At 64.5% G+C, this 15,719-nt stretch carries 16 protein-coding genes; 8 read left to right on the forward strand and 8 right to left on the reverse strand.

The window, feature by feature from the left end; translation table 11 throughout:
- The first annotated feature begins 2 nt into the window (after positions 1 to 2).
- Both X743_RS167555 and X743_RS167550 read left to right on the forward strand, forming a co-directional pair.
- The gene (locus X743_RS167555; protein ID WP_023763452.1) at positions 3 to 1,106 is read left to right on the forward strand and encodes an iron ABC transporter permease; all 1,104 of its coding nucleotides are present in this window, start codon (positions 3 to 5) and stop codon (positions 1,104 to 1,106) included.
- A gap of 37 nt (positions 1,107 to 1,143) precedes the next feature.
- Positions 1,144 to 1,935 carry a heme ABC transporter ATP-binding protein gene (locus X743_RS167550; RefSeq protein WP_023763453.1) on the forward strand — a complete coding sequence of 264 codons (792 nt, stop codon included), beginning with the start codon at positions 1,144 to 1,146 and terminating at the stop codon, positions 1,933 to 1,935.
- 130 nt (positions 1,936 to 2,065) lie between these two features.
- Here X743_RS167550 and rirA read toward each other — a convergent pair whose 3' ends face one another.
- Positions 2,066 to 2,527 carry an iron-responsive transcriptional regulator RirA gene (gene rirA / locus X743_RS167545; RefSeq protein ID WP_013895047.1) on the reverse strand — a complete coding sequence of 154 codons (462 nt, stop codon included), beginning with the start codon at positions 2,525 to 2,527 and terminating at the stop codon, positions 2,066 to 2,068.
- 287 nt (positions 2,528 to 2,814) lie between these two features.
- Here rirA and X743_RS167540 point away from each other — a divergent pair, with 287 nt between their 5' ends.
- The 3 genes from X743_RS167540 (at position 2,815) to X743_RS167530 (ending at position 5,371) form a co-directional block, all read left to right on the forward strand.
- Positions 2,815 to 4,110 carry a DUF445 domain-containing protein gene (locus tag X743_RS167540; RefSeq protein ID WP_023763454.1) on the forward strand — a complete coding sequence of 432 codons (1,296 nt, stop codon included), beginning with the start codon at positions 2,815 to 2,817 and terminating at the stop codon, positions 4,108 to 4,110.
- Positions 4,111 to 4,211: 101 nt separating this feature from the next.
- The gene (locus X743_RS167535) at positions 4,212 to 4,640 is read left to right on the forward strand and encodes a phasin family protein (protein WP_023763455.1); all 429 of its coding nucleotides are present in this window, start codon (positions 4,212 to 4,214) and stop codon (positions 4,638 to 4,640) included.
- A 233-nt stretch (positions 4,641 to 4,873) separates the two neighbouring features.
- Positions 4,874 to 5,371, forward strand: coding sequence for a MaoC family dehydratase (locus X743_RS167530; RefSeq protein ID WP_013895050.1), 498 nt, complete (start codon positions 4,874 to 4,876; stop codon positions 5,369 to 5,371).
- Between the two features lie 125 nt (positions 5,372 to 5,496).
- Here X743_RS167530 and X743_RS167525 read toward each other — a convergent pair whose 3' ends face one another.
- Positions 5,497 to 6,951: an MFS transporter gene (locus X743_RS167525; protein ID WP_023763456.1), complete on the reverse strand. Its 1,455-nt coding sequence runs from the start codon at positions 6,949 to 6,951 to the stop codon at positions 5,497 to 5,499.
- Positions 6,952 to 7,081: 130 nt separating this feature from the next.
- Between X743_RS167525 and X743_RS167520 the strand changes: the two genes are divergently transcribed.
- On the forward strand, positions 7,082 to 7,972 hold the full coding sequence (locus X743_RS167520) for a LysR family transcriptional regulator (RefSeq protein ID WP_023763457.1): 891 nt from the start codon (positions 7,082 to 7,084) through the stop codon (positions 7,970 to 7,972).
- Positions 7,973 to 7,974: 2 nt separating this feature from the next.
- Here X743_RS167520 and X743_RS167515 read toward each other — a convergent pair whose 3' ends face one another.
- Positions 7,975 to 9,324, reverse strand: a complete 1,350-nt coding sequence (locus tag X743_RS167515) for a PLP-dependent aminotransferase family protein (protein WP_051508495.1) — start codon at positions 9,322 to 9,324, stop codon at positions 7,975 to 7,977.
- A gap of 190 nt (positions 9,325 to 9,514) precedes the next feature.
- Here X743_RS167515 and X743_RS167510 point away from each other — a divergent pair, with 190 nt between their 5' ends.
- On the forward strand, positions 9,515 to 10,378 hold the full coding sequence (locus X743_RS167510) for a DMT family transporter (protein WP_023763459.1): 864 nt from the start codon (positions 9,515 to 9,517) through the stop codon (positions 10,376 to 10,378).
- Positions 10,379 to 10,392: 14 nt separating this feature from the next.
- Here the strand turns inward: X743_RS167510 and X743_RS167505 are convergent, their stop codons facing one another.
- From X743_RS167505 to X743_RS167490, 4 genes are all read right to left on the reverse strand, one after another.
- Positions 10,393 to 11,433: a zinc-dependent alcohol dehydrogenase family protein gene (locus tag X743_RS167505; RefSeq protein ID WP_023763460.1), complete on the reverse strand. Its 1,041-nt coding sequence runs from the start codon at positions 11,431 to 11,433 to the stop codon at positions 10,393 to 10,395.
- A 90-nt stretch (positions 11,434 to 11,523) separates the two neighbouring features.
- Entirely contained in the window at positions 11,524 to 12,009 is a 486-nt protein-coding gene (locus X743_RS167500; RefSeq protein ID WP_023763461.1) for a DUF4262 domain-containing protein, read from the reverse strand.
- Positions 11,999 to 12,649: a maleylacetoacetate isomerase gene (gene maiA / locus X743_RS167495; protein WP_023763462.1), complete on the reverse strand. Its 651-nt coding sequence runs from the start codon at positions 12,647 to 12,649 to the stop codon at positions 11,999 to 12,001. Before maiA ends, X743_RS167500 begins: the two co-directional genes overlap by 11 nt.
- A gap of 11 nt (positions 12,650 to 12,660) precedes the next feature.
- Complete coding sequence (locus tag X743_RS167490; RefSeq protein ID WP_023763463.1) at positions 12,661 to 13,359, reverse strand: fumarylacetoacetate hydrolase family protein; 699 nt, start codon at positions 13,357 to 13,359, stop codon at positions 12,661 to 12,663.
- Positions 13,360 to 13,565: 206 nt separating this feature from the next.
- Here X743_RS167490 and X743_RS167485 point away from each other — a divergent pair, with 206 nt between their 5' ends.
- Positions 13,566 to 14,249, forward strand: a complete 684-nt coding sequence (locus tag X743_RS167485; RefSeq protein ID WP_013895059.1) for a response regulator transcription factor — start codon at positions 13,566 to 13,568, stop codon at positions 14,247 to 14,249.
- Positions 14,250 to 14,367: 118 nt separating this feature from the next.
- On the opposite strand, the gene X743_RS167480 is transcribed toward X743_RS167485, so the two are convergent.
- On the reverse strand, positions 14,368 to 15,708 hold the full coding sequence (locus X743_RS167480) for a hybrid sensor histidine kinase/response regulator (RefSeq protein WP_023763464.1): 1,341 nt from the start codon (positions 15,706 to 15,708) through the stop codon (positions 14,368 to 14,370).
- Positions 15,709 to 15,719 lie beyond the last annotated feature (11 nt).

Genomic DNA, 15,719 nt, shown 5'->3' on the forward strand with positions numbered 1-15,719 from the left:
TCATGGTCGATCAGTCGATCGCCGGCCCGGTAAAGGTGATGGCGAATGCATCCGAAGGCGACCGCTCGGGTCGCGCCCGCATCGTCATCCTGCTGTTGTGCGTGGGGCTGGCGGCTGCCGTGTTCCTGTCGCTGACATCGGGCGCGTCGGACGCATCCGCCGTCAACGTCATCAGGAACTGGTTGTCTGGAGCCGTTCCAGGCGATGCGGCGCTGAGCGCGCGCGACAGCCTGATCGTCTATGACATCCGCTTGCCGCGCGTCGTTCTCGGCATGCTGGTTGGTGCAGCACTCGCGGTCTCCGGCGCCGTCATGCAGGGCCTGTTCCGCAATCCGCTGGCCGACCCCGGCCTGATCGGCGTTTCGGCTGGCTCCAGCCTCGGCGCTGTGGCCATCATCGTGCTCGGCGCCACGGCACTGGCACCGGTGACGACCTTGCTCGGCACGTTGGCGTTGCCGCTGGCGGCGTTCTTCGGCGGCCTTGCCACGACGCTGATGCTTTATCAGGTTGCCACCCGGCGCGGGCAAACCTCGGTCGCGACCATGCTTTTGGCCGGCATCGCGCTGGCAGCCCTTGCCATGGCGCTGACCGGCATCCTGATCTTCGTGGCTGACGACCGCCAGCTGCGCGACCTGACCTTTTGGTCGCTCGGATCGCTCGGCGGCGCGACCTGGGGCAAGATCGCTTCGGTCGGGCCGATCATCGTGCTGGCATTGGCGGCGATGCCGTTCCTGGCGCGCGGCCTCAACGCACTGGCGCTGGGCGAGGCGACCGCCGGCCATCTCGGCATTCCGGTGCAGCGGTTGAAGTACACGGCCATCGTCGGCGTTTCGGCGGCGGTCGGCGCATCGGTCGCCGTCAGCGGCGGCATCGGCTTCGTCGGCATTGTCGTGCCGCATCTGCTGCGCCTGCTGATCGGCCCGGACAATCGTTACCTGCTGCCGGCTTCGGCGCTGCTCGGCGCCTCGCTGCTGCTGCTCGCCGACGCTGTCGCCCGCACCATCGTGGCGCCGGCCGAATTGCCGATCGGCATCGTCACCGCGATAGCCGGTGCACCGTTCTTCCTGTGGATCCTGCTGCGCAAGCGCGGCGTGATTGATTTGTGAGGCTTGGGGTGATGAGGGTTGGGATTGTGAGGTTTTTATGATCGAGGCGAGGGATGTTTCGGTTGATATCGCCGGCAAGCGCATCGTCGGCGGTGTCGATTTCGATGCACGGCCAGGCGAGGTGGCGGCGATCGTCGGTCCCAATGGATCGGGCAAGACGACTTTCCTCAAGGCGCTGTCGGGCGAACTTGCCTTTACCGGACGCGTCGTTCTCAACGGCCGCGATCTCTTGGCCATGAAGCCGGTCGAGATCGCCGTCCAGCGGGCGGTGCTGCCGCAGGCGACAACACTGTCGTTTCCGTTCACCGTGCGCGAGGTGGTCAAGCTTGGCCTTGTCGGTGGCCGCTCGGGCGCCTTGTCGGGCGAAGATCTGCGGCTGCCGGAGCGGGCGCTGGCGCGTGTCGATCTCGACGGCTTTGCCGGGCGTTTCTACCTAGAGCTTTCAGGCGGCGAGCAGCAGCGCGTCCAGCTTGCACGTGTGCTGTGCCAGGTCTGGGCGCCGGTGCTCGACGGCAGACCGCGCTATCTGTTCCTCGATGAGCCGGTTTCCAGCCTCGACATCAAGCACCAACTGATCATCATGAACATCGCCCGCGACTTCGCCAGAAGGGGCGGCGGCGTGGTCGCTATCCTGCATGACCTCAATCTGACGGCCATGTACGCCGACCGCATCTTCGTCATGCATCGTGGCCGGCTGGCGGCGACCGGTTCGCCACGGGATGTGCTGAGCGACGATCTGATCGAGAAGGTTTTCGACTGCCGGCTCCGGGTCGGTGTGCTGCCGGCCGGCAACATGCCGTTCGTGCTGCCGCAATCGTCGGTCGGTTGACAGTCAGGTGAGGCCGGCCTGCGAACGGCAGGTTTCCTGCGCTTCCAACATTGACGCTAGTTGTGGAAGTTGGCGCCGCCCCTCATTGCCCTGCCGGGCATTTCTCCCCGTAGAACGGGGAGAAAGAAGCTCAGGCGGCCGGGGCGCGGCGCTCCAGCATATCGATGCCGAGCAGGCTGCGCACATTCGGGCGCGCCGCCACCATATCGGCGATCGTGTAGCGCTCCAGCACCGCGAAGAACGCGTTCAGCGCTTCACGCAGCGCCGAATTCAGCGCGCAGCTGTCGACCAGCGGGCATTCGGCGGCATCGTTTTCGAAGCATTCGGCCATGGCGAAGCTTTCTTCCGTCACCCGCACGACGTCGAACAGGCTGATCGCTTCGGCAGCGCGGCCAAGCCTGACGCCGCCATTGCGACCACGCACGGTCTCGACAAGGCCGTGCTCGACCAGCGGCTGCAGGATCTTGAACAGAAACAGTTCCGACACCGAATAGGCGGCCGCGATCTCCGGAATACGGCTCAGCCGGTCGTTGTTGGCGGCACAATACATCAGGATGCGCATGGCATAATTGGTCTGGCGTGTAAGCCGCATTTCGTCCTCACTCAGCGCTGGTGCGGTGCAACCACGCCAGATTCCAGAACTCTGCCGGCGCGGCTCTCATCCGGAATTTGGGATTCGCCGCGCTGGCCTCGGCCGAATATGGCCTATACCTTGGAATAATTCCAGACTAGCCGGGCCTTATAGATGAATATTCTCGTCAACTTTATGTGCGGAGCCGGGCAAAACGCGGGCGATGTGGCTGTCACGGGCATTTCGGCCGGGGCAACATTAGATAGGCTCGAGATCCATCCCAGAGATCGGCGAGGAGCAGTTCATCCATGGCACAATCGGCTTCGTCCCTGGCGCCAGTCCGTTTCGATGCCGACGCTGCCGCCAAGCTCTCCGCTTTGCGGCGGACGAAATTCGTCGCCACGGCCGCGCTGGCGCTTTGCGTGCTGGTGTTCGCGTTGGCCAAATCGTTCGAACACTCCTATCCGTGGCTGGGATTCGTCGCGGCCTTTGCCGAGGCGGCGACCATCGGCGGTCTGGCCGACTGGTACGCGGTTGTGGCGCTGTTCAAGCGGCCGCTTGGGTTGCCGATCCCTCATACCGCCATCATTCCCGAGAACCAGCACCGTATCGCCGACAATCTCGGCCGCTTCATCGAGGCGAACTTCCTCGCCCCCGAACCGGTGCGTGAGAAGCTTGCCGAGGTGGATTTTTCGGCGCTGGTCGCCGACTGGCTGGCCGACGGCGAACGCGCGGCCGGGCTGTCGCGCTTCGTCGTGCGGCTGGTGCCGCAGACGCTGGCTGCAGTGGAACAATCCGGCCTGCGTGGCTTCGTCACCAGCCGCATGCTGGAGCAGATCGAGAAGGTGCCGCTGGCGCCGCTCGCCGCCGAACTCTTGTCCGCGCTCACCGACGACCGCCGCCACCAGAAACTGTTCGACGAATTCACCAAGGTGATCGGGCGGTTCCTCAATGACGAACAGGCATTGGCGACGATGCGCGAAAAAATCCGCGAGGAGTTGCCGTCGCTGTTCAACCTGTTTCGGGCCGACGCCTATCTCTTGAAGAAAATCGTCGCCTCGGCCGGCTCGCTGCTTGACGAGGTGCGGGCCGATCCCGAGCATCCGATGCGCGCCGAATTCGACCGTTTCGCCCAAGGCTTCATCGAAAAACTCAGAACATCGAAGCAATACGCCAAACGCGCCGAGCAGATGAAGCGGGATTTCCTGGCCCGGCCGGAGGTCAAGGGATTGGCCGGCGATATGTGGGCAAGCCTCAGCGTGTTCATCGAGCAGGACGCCAAGGCGCCGAATTCGATGATCCGCGCGCATCTCGCCAACATGTTCGTCGAGGTCGGGCGCCATCTCGCCGGCGACGCGCAGATCCGGGCCGACATGAACCAGGGGTTCGTCGTGGCGCTTGCCTCCTTCGTCGAGAGCCAGAAGAGCGGCGTGTCGAAATTCATCGCCGACCAGGTCAAGCGCTGGGACCTTGCCCAACTGACGCGGCTGATCGAGATGAACATCGGCAGGGACCTGCAATACATCCGCTTCAACGGCATGATCATCGGCGGGCTGGCGGGTATCGCGCTCTACACGATCGAACTGCTGCTCCCTGTCAATTGATGCGCATCGGTCGCCTGCCCGTGTTCGAAATGGACACGCGGCAGCCGAGTGCTATGCTCCCGACGAGGCACCCGCATCCGCGGCACAGGGGAGAAGACATCATGGCCAAACAACCGGAATCCGATTCCTTCATGGACATGTTCGGCAGGTTCGGCCGCGACCTGAAGGTGCCCAATGTCGATGTCGAGGCGATCCTTGCCCATCATCGCAAGAACCTCGAAGCCTTGGAGAAATCGGCGCGAGCCGGCGCCGCCGGCGCGACCTCGCTGTTGTCGAGGCAACGCGAGATGTTGCAGGACACGCTGCGTGAGGTTGCCGACATGGCGCAGGGCTACCGGACGCCAGGCAATCCGCAGGAAATCATGGCCAAGCAGACGGAGTTCGCCAAGAAATCCTTCGAGGCCGCGCTGAAAAATGCCGGGGAAGTGGCTGAATTGGCCCGGAAATCCGGCACCGAATCGATCGATATCCTGCGCGCGCGCATCAAGGAGGCGATGGAGGAAATCCGCGCCGGGTATGGGCAGAAATAGGCTCCCGAGGCCTGTCGCTTCGCCTTCATCCGGGCAAGCCGGTTCGCAGGTCCGCGACCTTGCGCGCAGTTGCATCCACCAGGCAGGAATTCGACCCTGCTATTGAATCGCAAGGAATCGCAAGGCATGGCACGATTCCGCTGGAGTTCGGCGGAACGGATTCACGCAGGGCGAATTGACAGAGGCCGTCAGTTCGTGGTCCGGAGGCGCTGAAAGCGATCGGGAAAGCAGGAATGACAGAAATACGGCCTAAAACGCCGCCGACCTACGAGCAGTTGAGGATGATGTCCGGGCAGGAACTCGGCGTCTCGGAATGGACCACTGTCGACCAGGACCGTATCGACCAGTTCGCCGAATGCACCGGCGACCATCAGTGGATCCATGTCGATCCGGAACGGGCGCGGCGGCAAAGCCCGTTTCGCACCACGATCGCGCATGGCTACCTGACGCTGTCGATCATCGGCGCGCTGGCGCTCGGCATGGGGATCGTGCCGGAGAATACGCAGGCTGCGTTCAACTACGGCTTCGACAAGGTGCGGTTCCTGGCGCCGGTCAAGGTCGGCGCGCGCATCAGGCTGCGTACTGTTCTGCTGTCCATGGAAGACAGGGGGCCCGGCCAGTATCTGATGAAGGCCGCCAATACGGTCGAGATCGAAGGCGAGGAAAAGCCGGCGCTGACGGCTGAAACATTGGTCTTGCTCTACGAGCGCCGCAAACGGGCAGGGGCCTGATATCCATATTTAGGTGAGACCGGCCTGCAAACGCTGGCCTCCTGCGCTTCTCAGTTCTACTGCGTCGCAGTAGAACTGTGGTCACGTACTTCAGTACGCTCCGCTCCGGCTCCCGGAAACCACCACTATTGTGAGGCCAACGTGCTAGGTATCCGGCTGGCAAAACGGGTCGAAAGAACCGCCAGGACCAGCGCAGCTAGCACCATGCCGGTTGCCGCTTCGAAAGTGGTCTGCATTCCCTGCGCGGCCGCGGCCGGCGACAGGATCGCCGTGTCCGCAGCGCCTTGCCCCGACGCGACCGCGAATATCGCCCCCATCAAGGATGCGCCTGTGATCAGGCCGAGATTGCGCGACAGGTTGAGCAGGCCTGATACGACGCCGCGTTCGCCGGCTCCGACACCGCTCATGACGGCCGCATTGTTGGCGGTTTGAAACAGGGCGTAGCCGAAGCAGGTGACGGTGATGGGAACGACATAGCTGGCAATGCCGAGCTTCGTCATCGCGAGTGACAGCAGGAAGGTGCCCATGGCGAGGCTGAGCAGGCCGGCGACCATCATCCTGTGAGCTCCAAAGCGATCGGCAAGACGTCCCGCCAGCAGCGCCGACAGGGTCGAGACCAGCGGCCCGGTGGAAAGCACCAGACCGACCATCGCGGCATCCAGCCCGAGACCGCGCGACAGATAGAACGGGGCTACCACCAGGGTCGCCATCATCACCGTGGCGACGATCAGGCTCATGACCAGGCTGGCGCCGAGCTGGAGGTCGCGGAAGCTGGCGAGTTGGACCAGCGGTGTTTTCACTCTCGCCTGCGCAATGGCAAACAGGATGACGCCGATGCCGGCCGCGGTCAGCAGGCCGATGTTGAGCGCGCCGAAACTACCCCGGCCAAGCGTCATCGCCATCGCATAGGCGCCCAGGCTCAGGGCGAGCAGCGCCGTGCCTGTCGCGTCGAACTTGCCTCGGGCGGCCTGCCCCCCATTTCCGCGAGCGGGCAGGGCGCGCCAGGCCAGCGCGAAGGTCAGGAGGCTCAGCGGGACATTGACCAGGAAGATCGCCCGCCAGCCGAGGCCGGCGATCAGCAACCCGCCGAGCGAAGGGCCGAGTGTCGTGCCGATCGCGGACATGGCGCCGAGCAGGCCCATGGCGCTGCCGGTCCGGTCCTTGCTCACCGTTTCGGCGACAAAGGCCAGTGTCAGCGCCATCATCAGCGCCGCCCCCAGCCCTTGCACGGCTCGCGCGGCGATCAGCAGCCACAGTGTCGGCGCCAGGCCGCAGAGCACGGACGCCGCTGTGAACAGTGCGATGCCGCCAAGCAGCAACGGCCGGCGCCCGAACACGTCGGCCAGCCGCCCGGCGCTGACGATCAGCGTGGTGATGGCAAGGAGATAGGCCAGGACCACCCATTGCACGGCCTGGAACGAGGCCCCGAACGTCTGCATCAGCGACGGCAGCCCGACACTGGCAATGCTGGTTCCGAGTGACGACAAAAGCGTGGCGAGCGACAGGCTGGCCAGCGCCCAGCCGGCGGATTCTTTCTGTTGCGGCGCTGACAGCAGCCCTTCTTGCTCGGCGACAGCCATGACGATCTCCTTTTGTCGGCTCCGGTACCGGAGCTGTCGGAGATCTAGTCCTGTGGCTGATATGGCGGAAGGCGCAGCATTTGCATCATATTCGTGCATCAAACGCCATATCATATGCTATGATCGGCCGATGACGTCACCCGATCTCAATCTGCTCTTTGCGCTGGACGTTCTGCTCGCGGAAGGCAGCGTGGCACGAGCCGCGCGCCGTTTGCGTCTCAGCCCTTCGGCCATGAGCCGGACACTGGCACGGCTGCGCGAGGCAACAGGCGATCCCCTGCTGGTTCGCGCCGGGCGCGGCCTTGTGGCGACGCCGCGCGCTGAAGAATTGCGGCGGCAGGTCGGCCCTGTCGTCCAGGACGCGGAGGCGCTGCTGCGCCCGGCCGAACTGCTTGATCTCTCAAGCCTGGACAACGTCTTCACATTACGCACCAACGAAAGCTTCGTCGAAGAATTCGGGCCACGTCTCGTCGCCCGCATCGAGGCCGATGCGCCAGGGGTGCGGCTGCGTTTCGCGCCGAAGTCCGACAAGGATGCGATGTCGCTGCGTGAAGCGGCGATCGACTTGGAAGTCGGCGTCGCCGGTGAACCCGGTCCCGAAGTGCGTATCCAGGCGCTGTTTCGCGACCGCTTCATCGGCGTTGTTCAAGCCGGCCATCCCTTTGGCGAAGGCCCGGTGACGCTCGAGCGCTATGCGGCGGGCCGGCACATCAGCGTCTCGCGGCGTGGCCGCGAGAGAGGGCCGATCGACGAGGCCCTGAGCGCGCTTGGCTTGCAGCGGACGGTCGTATGCATGGTGTCGGGTTTCTCGGCCGCGCTCGCCATGGCACGCGGCTCGGACCTGATCGCCAGCGTGCCCGAGCGGCATACGGTTGGTGCGCGCGCCGGCATGCATAGTTTTCCGCTGCCGGTCGCCATCGTGGATGTCACCATATCGATGCTCTGGCATCCGCGCCTCGATGCCGACCCGGCGCAACGCTGGTTGCGCGACTGCGTGCGGGAGGTCTGCGCGAGCCGCTGAGATCAGCGCGCCATCGCCGCCTCGATTACCTTGAAAATCCGCTTGTCTTCGCACTGCGCAACGTTGAAGCGGAGGAAACGGCTGGCGGTCTGGGACAGGCTGAACGCATTGCCTGGCGCCAGCACGACATTATCCGAAAGGGCACGGCGTGCGACTTCGGCCGCGTCCACGCCATCGGGCAGGCTGCACCACAGGAACAGCCCGGCCGGCTGGTCGATCCAGGGCGTGATGCCGATCGCCTTCAGGCGGGTGGTGGTCTCGCTCATGGCGCGCGCAAGCCTGGCGCGCAGCAAGTCCATGTGCTTGCGGTAGCTGCCGTCCTTCAGCAGCGTCAGCACCAGTTCGGCCGCCAGTCGTCCGCCACCGAAGGTCGTGGCGATCTTGAGGTCGGTCAGGCCCTCGACCCAGTCGCGGGGCGCGGCGATGAAGCCGCAGCGGACCGAGGCCGACAGTGTCTTGGAGAAGCTGCCGATCTGTACAACGCGGCTGAGACCATCGAAGGCCGCCAGCCTGGGGGCGGGGGCATGTTCGAAATCGGCGAAGATATCGTCCTCGACAATGGTCAGGTCCGATTGGTCGGCGAGTTTCAGCAGCCGGTGCGCCGTGACCGGCGACAGGATCGCGCCGGTCGGGTTGTGGATGGCGGAATTGGTGATGTAGAGCCGCGGCCGGTGCTCGGCGAGCGCCTGCGCGAACAGCTCGATATCCGGTCCCGACGGCGTGTAGGGAACGCTGACCACCTTGGCGCGGTGGGCGCGCAGCAAAGCGTGGAAATTGAAATAGCAGGGATCGTCGACCAGCACCGTATCGCCGGGCTCGATCAGGAACCGGCACAACAGGTCGATGGCCTGCGTGCCCGATTCCGTCAGCATGATCTGTTCGGGCGAGACTTCGATGCCATGCCCGGCCATGCGCCGCGCCAGCAATTGCCGCAATGGCGGCAAGCCGAGCGGCGTGCCGTAATCGGCGAGCGCAACATCATCGGCACGCGCCACCGTGCGCAGTGCGCGACGCAATGCGGACTGGGGCATCCAGGAGGCCGGCAGCCAGCCGCAGCCAGGTTTCAGGATCTCGTCGCCGGCTTCCAACGACTGGCGCGAGACCCAGAGCGGATCGACGGCACGATCGAGCCGGGGGCCGATCTCGGCCAGCGATAGCGGCGCCAGCGAGCCGGCGGCATAAAAGCCCGAGCCCGGCCGGGAGCGGATCGCGCCTTCGGCTGCGAGCCGCTCATAGGCCTCGACCACGGTGGATTTCGACACCTGCATGGATTTAGCGAAGGCGCGGATCGAGGGCAGTCGCGCTCCCGGTGTCAGGCTGCGCGCGGCGATACGCTGGCGAATGGTCGCCATGACAGTCTCGACGAGGGTGGTCGCGACAGGGGTGGTCGTGACAAGGGTGTGTGCGCCGTCCGTTTCCAAAGCGGATTCAATCATCTGTACTGCTCGATCGTTCATTACAGTTTCGTGAAATTGTACCCCATTGTCTCTGGCTGCACCATGGGTGTCTGCCCGATAGAGGGCGAAAGACATGGAGCCTGGAATGGACAAGATCGCGAGCGGCTGGCTGAACGGATTTATCGGCGTGCTGATCTTCAGCGGCTCGCTGCCGGCGACGCGCGTGGCGGTGGTGGATTTCGATCCGACATTCCTGACATCGGCCCGCGCCGCGATTGCCGGGCTGCTTGGCCTGGCCATGCTGATCCTGTTCCGGCAAAAGCGCCCGGAGCGTGGGGATTTGCTGTCGCTGGTGATCGTCGCACTCGGCGTGGTGGTCGGCTTTCCGCTGCTGACCGCGCTGGCGCTGAAGCATGTCACCTCCGCCCACTCGATCATCTTCGTCGGGCTGCTGCCGCTGGCAACCGCGATCTTCGGCGTGCTGCGCGGCGGTGACCGTCCACGACCGGCGTTCTGGCTGTTTTCCTGCGTGGGCAGCGCGCTGGTCGCGGGTTTCGCGCTGATGCAGGGCGTGACGGCCTCGCCGGTGGGCGACGGTTTGATGCTCGCCGCCATCGTCGTCTGCGGCCTGGGCTATGCCGAGGGCGCCGCGCTATCGCGCAAGCTCGGTGGCTGGCAGGTGATCTGCTGGGCGCTGACGCTGTCGCTGCCGATCGTGCTGGTGCTGACTTTGGCGACCCTGCCGCCGTCGTTTGCCGCCGTCGGCTCCCACGCCTGGATCGGGCTCGCCTATGTCTCGCTGTTCAGCATGCTGATCGGCTTCGTCTTCTGGTATCGCGGCCTGGCGCAAGGCGGCATCGCCGCAGTCGGGCAATTGCAGTTGCTGCAGCCCTTCTTCGGCCTCGCGCTGGCGGCGACGCTGCTGCACGAGCAGGTCAGCCCGCTAATGGTGGTTGTCACGCTCGGCGTGGTGGCCTGCGTGTTCGGGGCGAAGAAGTTTGCGCGGTAATTCGAGAAGCGAACTTAAAACTTCGTCACAACCCCGATTCCGATTCCCTCGAAACCACCCATCGCCATCAGCGCGGCGGGCGCCTCGTCGAGGCTGATCTTCTTGCCGACCAGCAATTCTGGCTTGAGCTTGCCGTGGCGGATCATCTCCATCATCGCGGGGTAGCGATAGGCCTGCATGCCATGGCTGCCGAGGATTTCGAGTTCGAAGGCGATCACCTTGTCCATCGGCACCTGCGGGCGGGCGTGATCGCCAAGCATCAGCCCGACCTGCACGTGGCGGCCGCGCCGGCGCAGATTGGCGATCGAGTTGAACGAGGTGGTCGGGTGGCCGAGCGCGTCCATCGACATATGCGCGCCGCCATTGGTGATCTGCTTGACTGCCTTGACCACGTTCGGCGTCGTGGACGCATTGATGGTGGCGACGGCGCCGATCTTTCTGGCGAACTCCAGCTTCTCGTCGGTGAGGTCGATGGCGATGACATTGGCGCCCATCGAACTGGCGATCATGATCGCCGACAGGCCGACGCCACCGCAGCCATGCACCGCCACCCATTCGCCCGGCGTCACCCGGCCCTGGTCGACGATGGCGCGGAACGAGGTGACGAAGCGGCAGCCGAGGCTGGCGGCGGTGGCGAATTCCATTTCGTCGGGCAGGCGCACCAGATTGGTGTCGGCATGCTCGATGGCGACATATTCGGCGAAGGAGCCCCAGGCGTTGAACCCGGGCTGCGATTGATGTTCGCAGACCTGGTGATTGCCCGAATTGCATTCGAAGCAATGGCCGCAGCCGACGGCGAACGGCACCGTGACGCGCTCGCCGGCCTTCCAGCGGGTCACATGCTTGCCCGCCGCGACGACGATGCCGGCCAGTTCGTGGCCCGGCACATGCGGCAGGCGGATATCGGCGTCATGGCCCATCCAACCATGCCAGTCGCTGCGGCAGAGCCCGGTCGCCTCGACCTTGATGACGACGCCATCGGCAGCCGGTTTCGGATCGGGAACGGTCTGGATAGTCGGCGCTTCGCCGAATTTCTCGAAGACGACGGCTTTCATCGGTCACTCCACCCTTAAGACGGCACGCATTGCGGGAAACGATAGCCGATTCCTTGTCCGGTCAAGCGGAAATCGATTCCGCCGGACAGGTCAGTCCATGTCCTTTGGCGAAGGCTCGGTATCGAGCAACGGCTGGCGCGCTCGGAACCAGTCGCTGGCGTCGGCCTCCCATGGCCAGACCCCTTCGGTCGTGGGAAAGATCAGCTGCATGACGCGAAAATCGAGCCCATCGTAGAACCAGATATCCCAGCCGAAATGCTCGCGATAATGCCCCACATGAACGGTGCCGAACTGGCAATCGAAGCCGTTGACGAAGCCGGACGCTCGCTGTCCTGGTTCGAAGATCTCGTCTGATCGGACTCGCCTGCAATATTCGTTGATGATGGATTGGGAGATTTCAGGCTTCAGGCCGATGACGATCAACTCTGGAGCCTTGAAGTTGTGCTCTATGCCAACCGAGTAGCTGAACGGTGGGTTGTCGTCCTCTTCCAACACGTAGAGAATGTGGCAGCCATATGCCTCGATATCGGCCAGCGCCTTGGCTTCCGCGGGATCTTTGGCTTCCCTATTCGGCATCGATTTGTTTCTCAGGCGCGGCCTTCTGGAAGGCCGGCAGTGCCATGCAGGCGGCGTTGATGCGTGCGATTGTCGGGTAGGGCGCCAAGTCCACGCCGAAACGGGCGTTGCTGGCGATTTGTGCAACCAGGCAGATATCGGCGAGCCCCGGAGTCTCGCCGTGACAGAATGTTCCGGTCTGCGGCGACGACGCCAGGAGCTTTTCAAGCGGACGGAAACCTTCGTTCACCCAGTGGCGGAACCAGTTGGTGATGTCCTGGTCGCCGGCGCCGAACAGGGTGCGCAGCGAGGTCAGCACGCGCAGATTGTTCACCGGGTGGATGTCGCAGGCGATCATCTGCGCCAGCATTCTCACGCGCGCCCGGCCAAGTGCGTCCCCAGGCAGCAGCGGCGGTTCGGGCTGGATCTCGTCGAGATATTCGATGATCGCCAGCGACTGCGTCAAAAGCGTGCCGTCGCCCAGCACCAGCGCCGGCACCAGCCCCTGCGGATTGACCGCGAGATAGGCCGGCTCCAGATGGTCGCCATGGCGCAAATGGTGGGGGACATAGCTGTAGCTCAGCCCCTTCATCTCCAGCGCGATCCGCGCCCGATAGGAGGTGGAGGACCGATAGTAATTGTGCAGGACGAACTCGCTCATGGCTATATCGCTCACAATTGGGGCTGGCCAATGGTGACTTCGATCGTGCCGATGCCGTCGACGCCGCCGGTCATCGTCTCGCCCGGCTTGACCGCGCCGACGCCGGCGGGCGTGCCGGTAAAGATCAGGTCGCCGGCTTCGAGCTCCATCGCCTCGCTGCAGATCGAGACGACGTCGGCGATCGGCCAGATCAGCTCGGCGAGATCGGCGTCCTGCCTGACCTTGCCGTCGACCGCGAGCCAGATGCGGCCCTTTTGCGGGTGGCCGGATTTCTGGGCCGGGACGAGCGGGCCGCAGGGCGCCGAGCGGTCGAATGCCTTCGACCAGTCCCAGGGCCGGGCCGCCTTCTTGGCCTCGTCCTGCAAATCGCGGCGGGTGAGGTCGATGCCGACACCATAACCCCAGACATGATCCAGCGCCCGCTCACGCGGGATGCGGAAGCCCGGTCTGCCGATCGCGGCGACCAGCTCGATCTCATGGTGCAGGTTGGCGGTGAGCGGCGGGTAGGGAATGGTCATACCGGAATCGACCACTGCGTCGGCCGGCTTGGTGAAGAAGAAGGGCGGATCGCGCTCATCATTACCGAATTCGCGCGCGTGCGCCGCGTAGTTGCGGCCGACGCAGAAGATGCGGCGCACGGCGAACCGCTCGGTCGACCCGCTGACGGCGACAGAAGGCGTTGGCGGGACGGAGAGAACGAAAGCGGTCATGGCGGTCTCTGTCTTGGACGTCGGATGCCGGGTACCTTCGGCCGAATTCAGGGGCCGGGCAAGGCGTCCCATTTCACAGGGCACGCGCGCCGCCGTGCCTGTATGAGAATCCGCCTATCAACGGTAGACTATTTGGCAATAATCCGGTCATGCTCGTGGGATTAGCTTGTGCCGGAAACTGAACACGGGGCTTCGGAACGAATGTCATGACCGCAGTCAATGATCGCGCCCGGTTCCTCATCATCGACGACCATCCGCTGTTTCGCGAGGCGCTGCACAGCGCCGTTCAGATGGCCTATCCGGAAGTCGATACGGTCGAGGCGCGCTCGATCACCGAGGCGCTCGATCTTCTGGCCGACGCCAAGCCTTTCGATCTCGCGCTCCTCGATCTCTCAATGCCCGACGTGCACGGCTTCGACGGCCTGCTGCAGCTCAGGACCCGCTATCCGCGCCTGCCGGTGGTGATCGTGTCGGGGTATGAGGAGCCGAGGATCATTTCCGAGGCCTTGTCCTATGGTGCGGCCGGCTTCATTCCGAAATCGGCGCGCAAGAGCGACCTGGCGGCCGCCATCCGCTCGGTGATGGACGGCGCCATCTACGTCCCGCAAACCTATGAGGGCCAGCCGGCGGACGCCGACAGCAGCGACCGCGCCGACATGGTCCAGCGCCTGTCCAAGCTGACGCCGCAGCAGTTGCGGGTGCTGCAGATGCTGCGCCAGGGTCTGCTCAACAAGCAGATCGCCTATGAACTGCAGGTCGGCGAGACCACGGTCAAGGCGCATGTCTCCGAGATCCTGCGCAAGCTCAATGTCTACAGCCGCACGCAAGCGGTGATCGAGGTTTCGAAGCTGGACAATGCGGAGCTGTTCCGCGATCAGGCCGGGTTTTGATCTTTTACCCTCCCTTGTGGGCAGGGTCGATCCGCGAAGCGGAGCGGGATGGGGGAGCTTGGCGCCGCACCCCGCCCCGGCGCTCCGCGCCGACCCTCCCCATCGAGGGTAGGGTAGCCTAAGCCAGCAAATGTGCCAGCAGCGCCCTTAGTTGTGCTGGTTTCAGCGGCTTGCGCATTAGCTCGATGCCGCCCGCGCGGGCGGCCTTGGCGATTTCCTCGGAACTGTCGGCGGTGACGATCAGCGCCGGCACGGCGCGGCCGAGATAGTTGCGGACCTCCGATATGGTGACGGTGCCGAGATCGCCGCCGTCGAGATGCTGGTCGGCGATGACGATGTCTGGCACCCAGTCGGTATCGCCAAGCATGTCCAGCGCATCGTCGGTCGAGGTAGCGGCCCGCACCAGGCATTGCCAGCGTTCGAGCAGGAAGGTCATCGCCTCCAGCACCTCGATGTCGTTTTCGACCAGCAGCACCTTGGTGCCGAACAGGCCGTAGCCGCGCGGCCGCTCCAGACTGGCGGCGCTGGCGATGGCGTCGGCAGGGGCACCGATGCCGACAGGAACATCGATGTGGAAGATCGTGCCGCGGCCTACCTTCGATGAGAACGTCACGGGGTGCCCGAGCGCGCCGGCCATGCGGCGCACGATGGCAAGCCCGAGCCCGAGCCCGCCGCCGTCGAGCTCGGCATTGGCAGGCAAGGTGCCACGATGGAACTCCTCGAACACCGCCTCGCGCTGGTCCTCGGGAATGCCGCAGCCGGTATCGGCGACATCGATGCGGATGGTGTCGCCGCGATGCCTGGTGCCGACAAGGACCCCACCCGAACGGGTATAGCCTAGCGCATTGGAAAGGATGTTCTGCAGGATGCGACGCAGCAATGTGCGGTCGGAGCGGACCACGGCATTGACCGGGCGGAATTTCAGCGACAGCTGCTTGAGTGCCGCCACCGGCTGGAAATCCGAGCGCAGCGACGAGAACAACGCCTCCAGGCTGACGTCGCCGATGTCGGGTTGCACCACGCCGGCATCGAGCTTGGAGATGTCGAGCAGGGTGCGCAGCAGGTCCTCCATCGTTTCGAGCGAGCGCTCGACCTGGCGCACCAGCTTCCTGCCTTCGTCGCTGGTCTGCACTTCAGCCAGCGCCGAGACGGAGAGGTGGGCCGCGTTCAGCGGTTGCAGCACGTCGTGGCTGGCGGCGGCGAGGAACCTCGTCTTGGACAGGTTCGCCAGCTCGGCATTTTCCTTGGCGGCGCTGAGGTCGATATTGGATTGCTCCAGTCGACGCAGCGTCGAATGCAGCTCTTCGGTGCGCGTGCGCACCCGATTTTCCAGCGAAATCGCGGTCTGGAACAGCGAGAAGGCGTTGCCTTGCTGGTCCATCGACCGCTCGACGCGGCTGACCAAGGCGGCGTTGATCTTCTTCAGCTTTTCAAGATCGTTTATGTCCCTGAGCGGCATGTTGTCCGGCC

The organism is Mesorhizobium sp. LNHC232B00 (assembly GCF_000502435.1).
GTDB classification, from domain to species: domain Bacteria; phylum Pseudomonadota; class Alphaproteobacteria; order Rhizobiales; family Rhizobiaceae; genus Mesorhizobium; species Mesorhizobium opportunistum.

Coding starts and splice junctions, on each gene's coding strand:
- X743_RS167555 (WP_023763452.1), top strand. CDS start 3: ATGGTCGATCAGTCGATCGCCGGCCCGGTAAAGGTGATGGCGAATGCA.
- X743_RS167550 (WP_023763453.1), top strand. CDS start 1,144: ATGATCGAGGCGAGGGATGTTTCGGTTGATATCGCCGGCAAGCGCATC.
- rirA (WP_013895047.1), bottom strand. CDS start 2,527: ATGCGGCTTACACGCCAGACCAATTATGCCATGCGCATCCTGATGTAT.
- X743_RS167540 (WP_023763454.1), top strand. CDS start 2,815: ATGGCACAATCGGCTTCGTCCCTGGCGCCAGTCCGTTTCGATGCCGAC.
- X743_RS167535 (WP_023763455.1), top strand. CDS start 4,212: ATGGCCAAACAACCGGAATCCGATTCCTTCATGGACATGTTCGGCAGG.
- X743_RS167530 (WP_013895050.1), top strand. CDS start 4,874: ATGACAGAAATACGGCCTAAAACGCCGCCGACCTACGAGCAGTTGAGG.
- X743_RS167525 (WP_023763456.1), bottom strand. CDS start 6,951: ATGGCTGTCGCCGAGCAAGAAGGGCTGCTGTCAGCGCCGCAACAGAAA.
- X743_RS167520 (WP_023763457.1), top strand. CDS start 7,082: ATGACGTCACCCGATCTCAATCTGCTCTTTGCGCTGGACGTTCTGCTC.
- X743_RS167515 (WP_051508495.1), bottom strand. CDS start 9,324: ATGGCGACCATTCGCCAGCGTATCGCCGCGCGCAGCCTGACACCGGGA.
- X743_RS167510 (WP_023763459.1), top strand. CDS start 9,515: ATGGACAAGATCGCGAGCGGCTGGCTGAACGGATTTATCGGCGTGCTG.
- X743_RS167505 (WP_023763460.1), bottom strand. CDS start 11,433: ATGAAAGCCGTCGTCTTCGAGAAATTCGGCGAAGCGCCGACTATCCAG.
- X743_RS167500 (WP_023763461.1), bottom strand. CDS start 12,009: ATGCCGAATAGGGAAGCCAAAGATCCCGCGGAAGCCAAGGCGCTGGCC.
- maiA (WP_023763462.1), bottom strand. CDS start 12,649: ATGAGCGAGTTCGTCCTGCACAATTACTATCGGTCCTCCACCTCCTAT.
- X743_RS167490 (WP_023763463.1), bottom strand. CDS start 13,359: ATGACCGCTTTCGTTCTCTCCGTCCCGCCAACGCCTTCTGTCGCCGTC.
- X743_RS167485 (WP_013895059.1), top strand. CDS start 13,566: ATGACCGCAGTCAATGATCGCGCCCGGTTCCTCATCATCGACGACCAT.
- X743_RS167480 (WP_023763464.1), bottom strand. CDS start 15,708: ATGCCGCTCAGGGACATAAACGATCTTGAAAAGCTGAAGAAGATCAAC.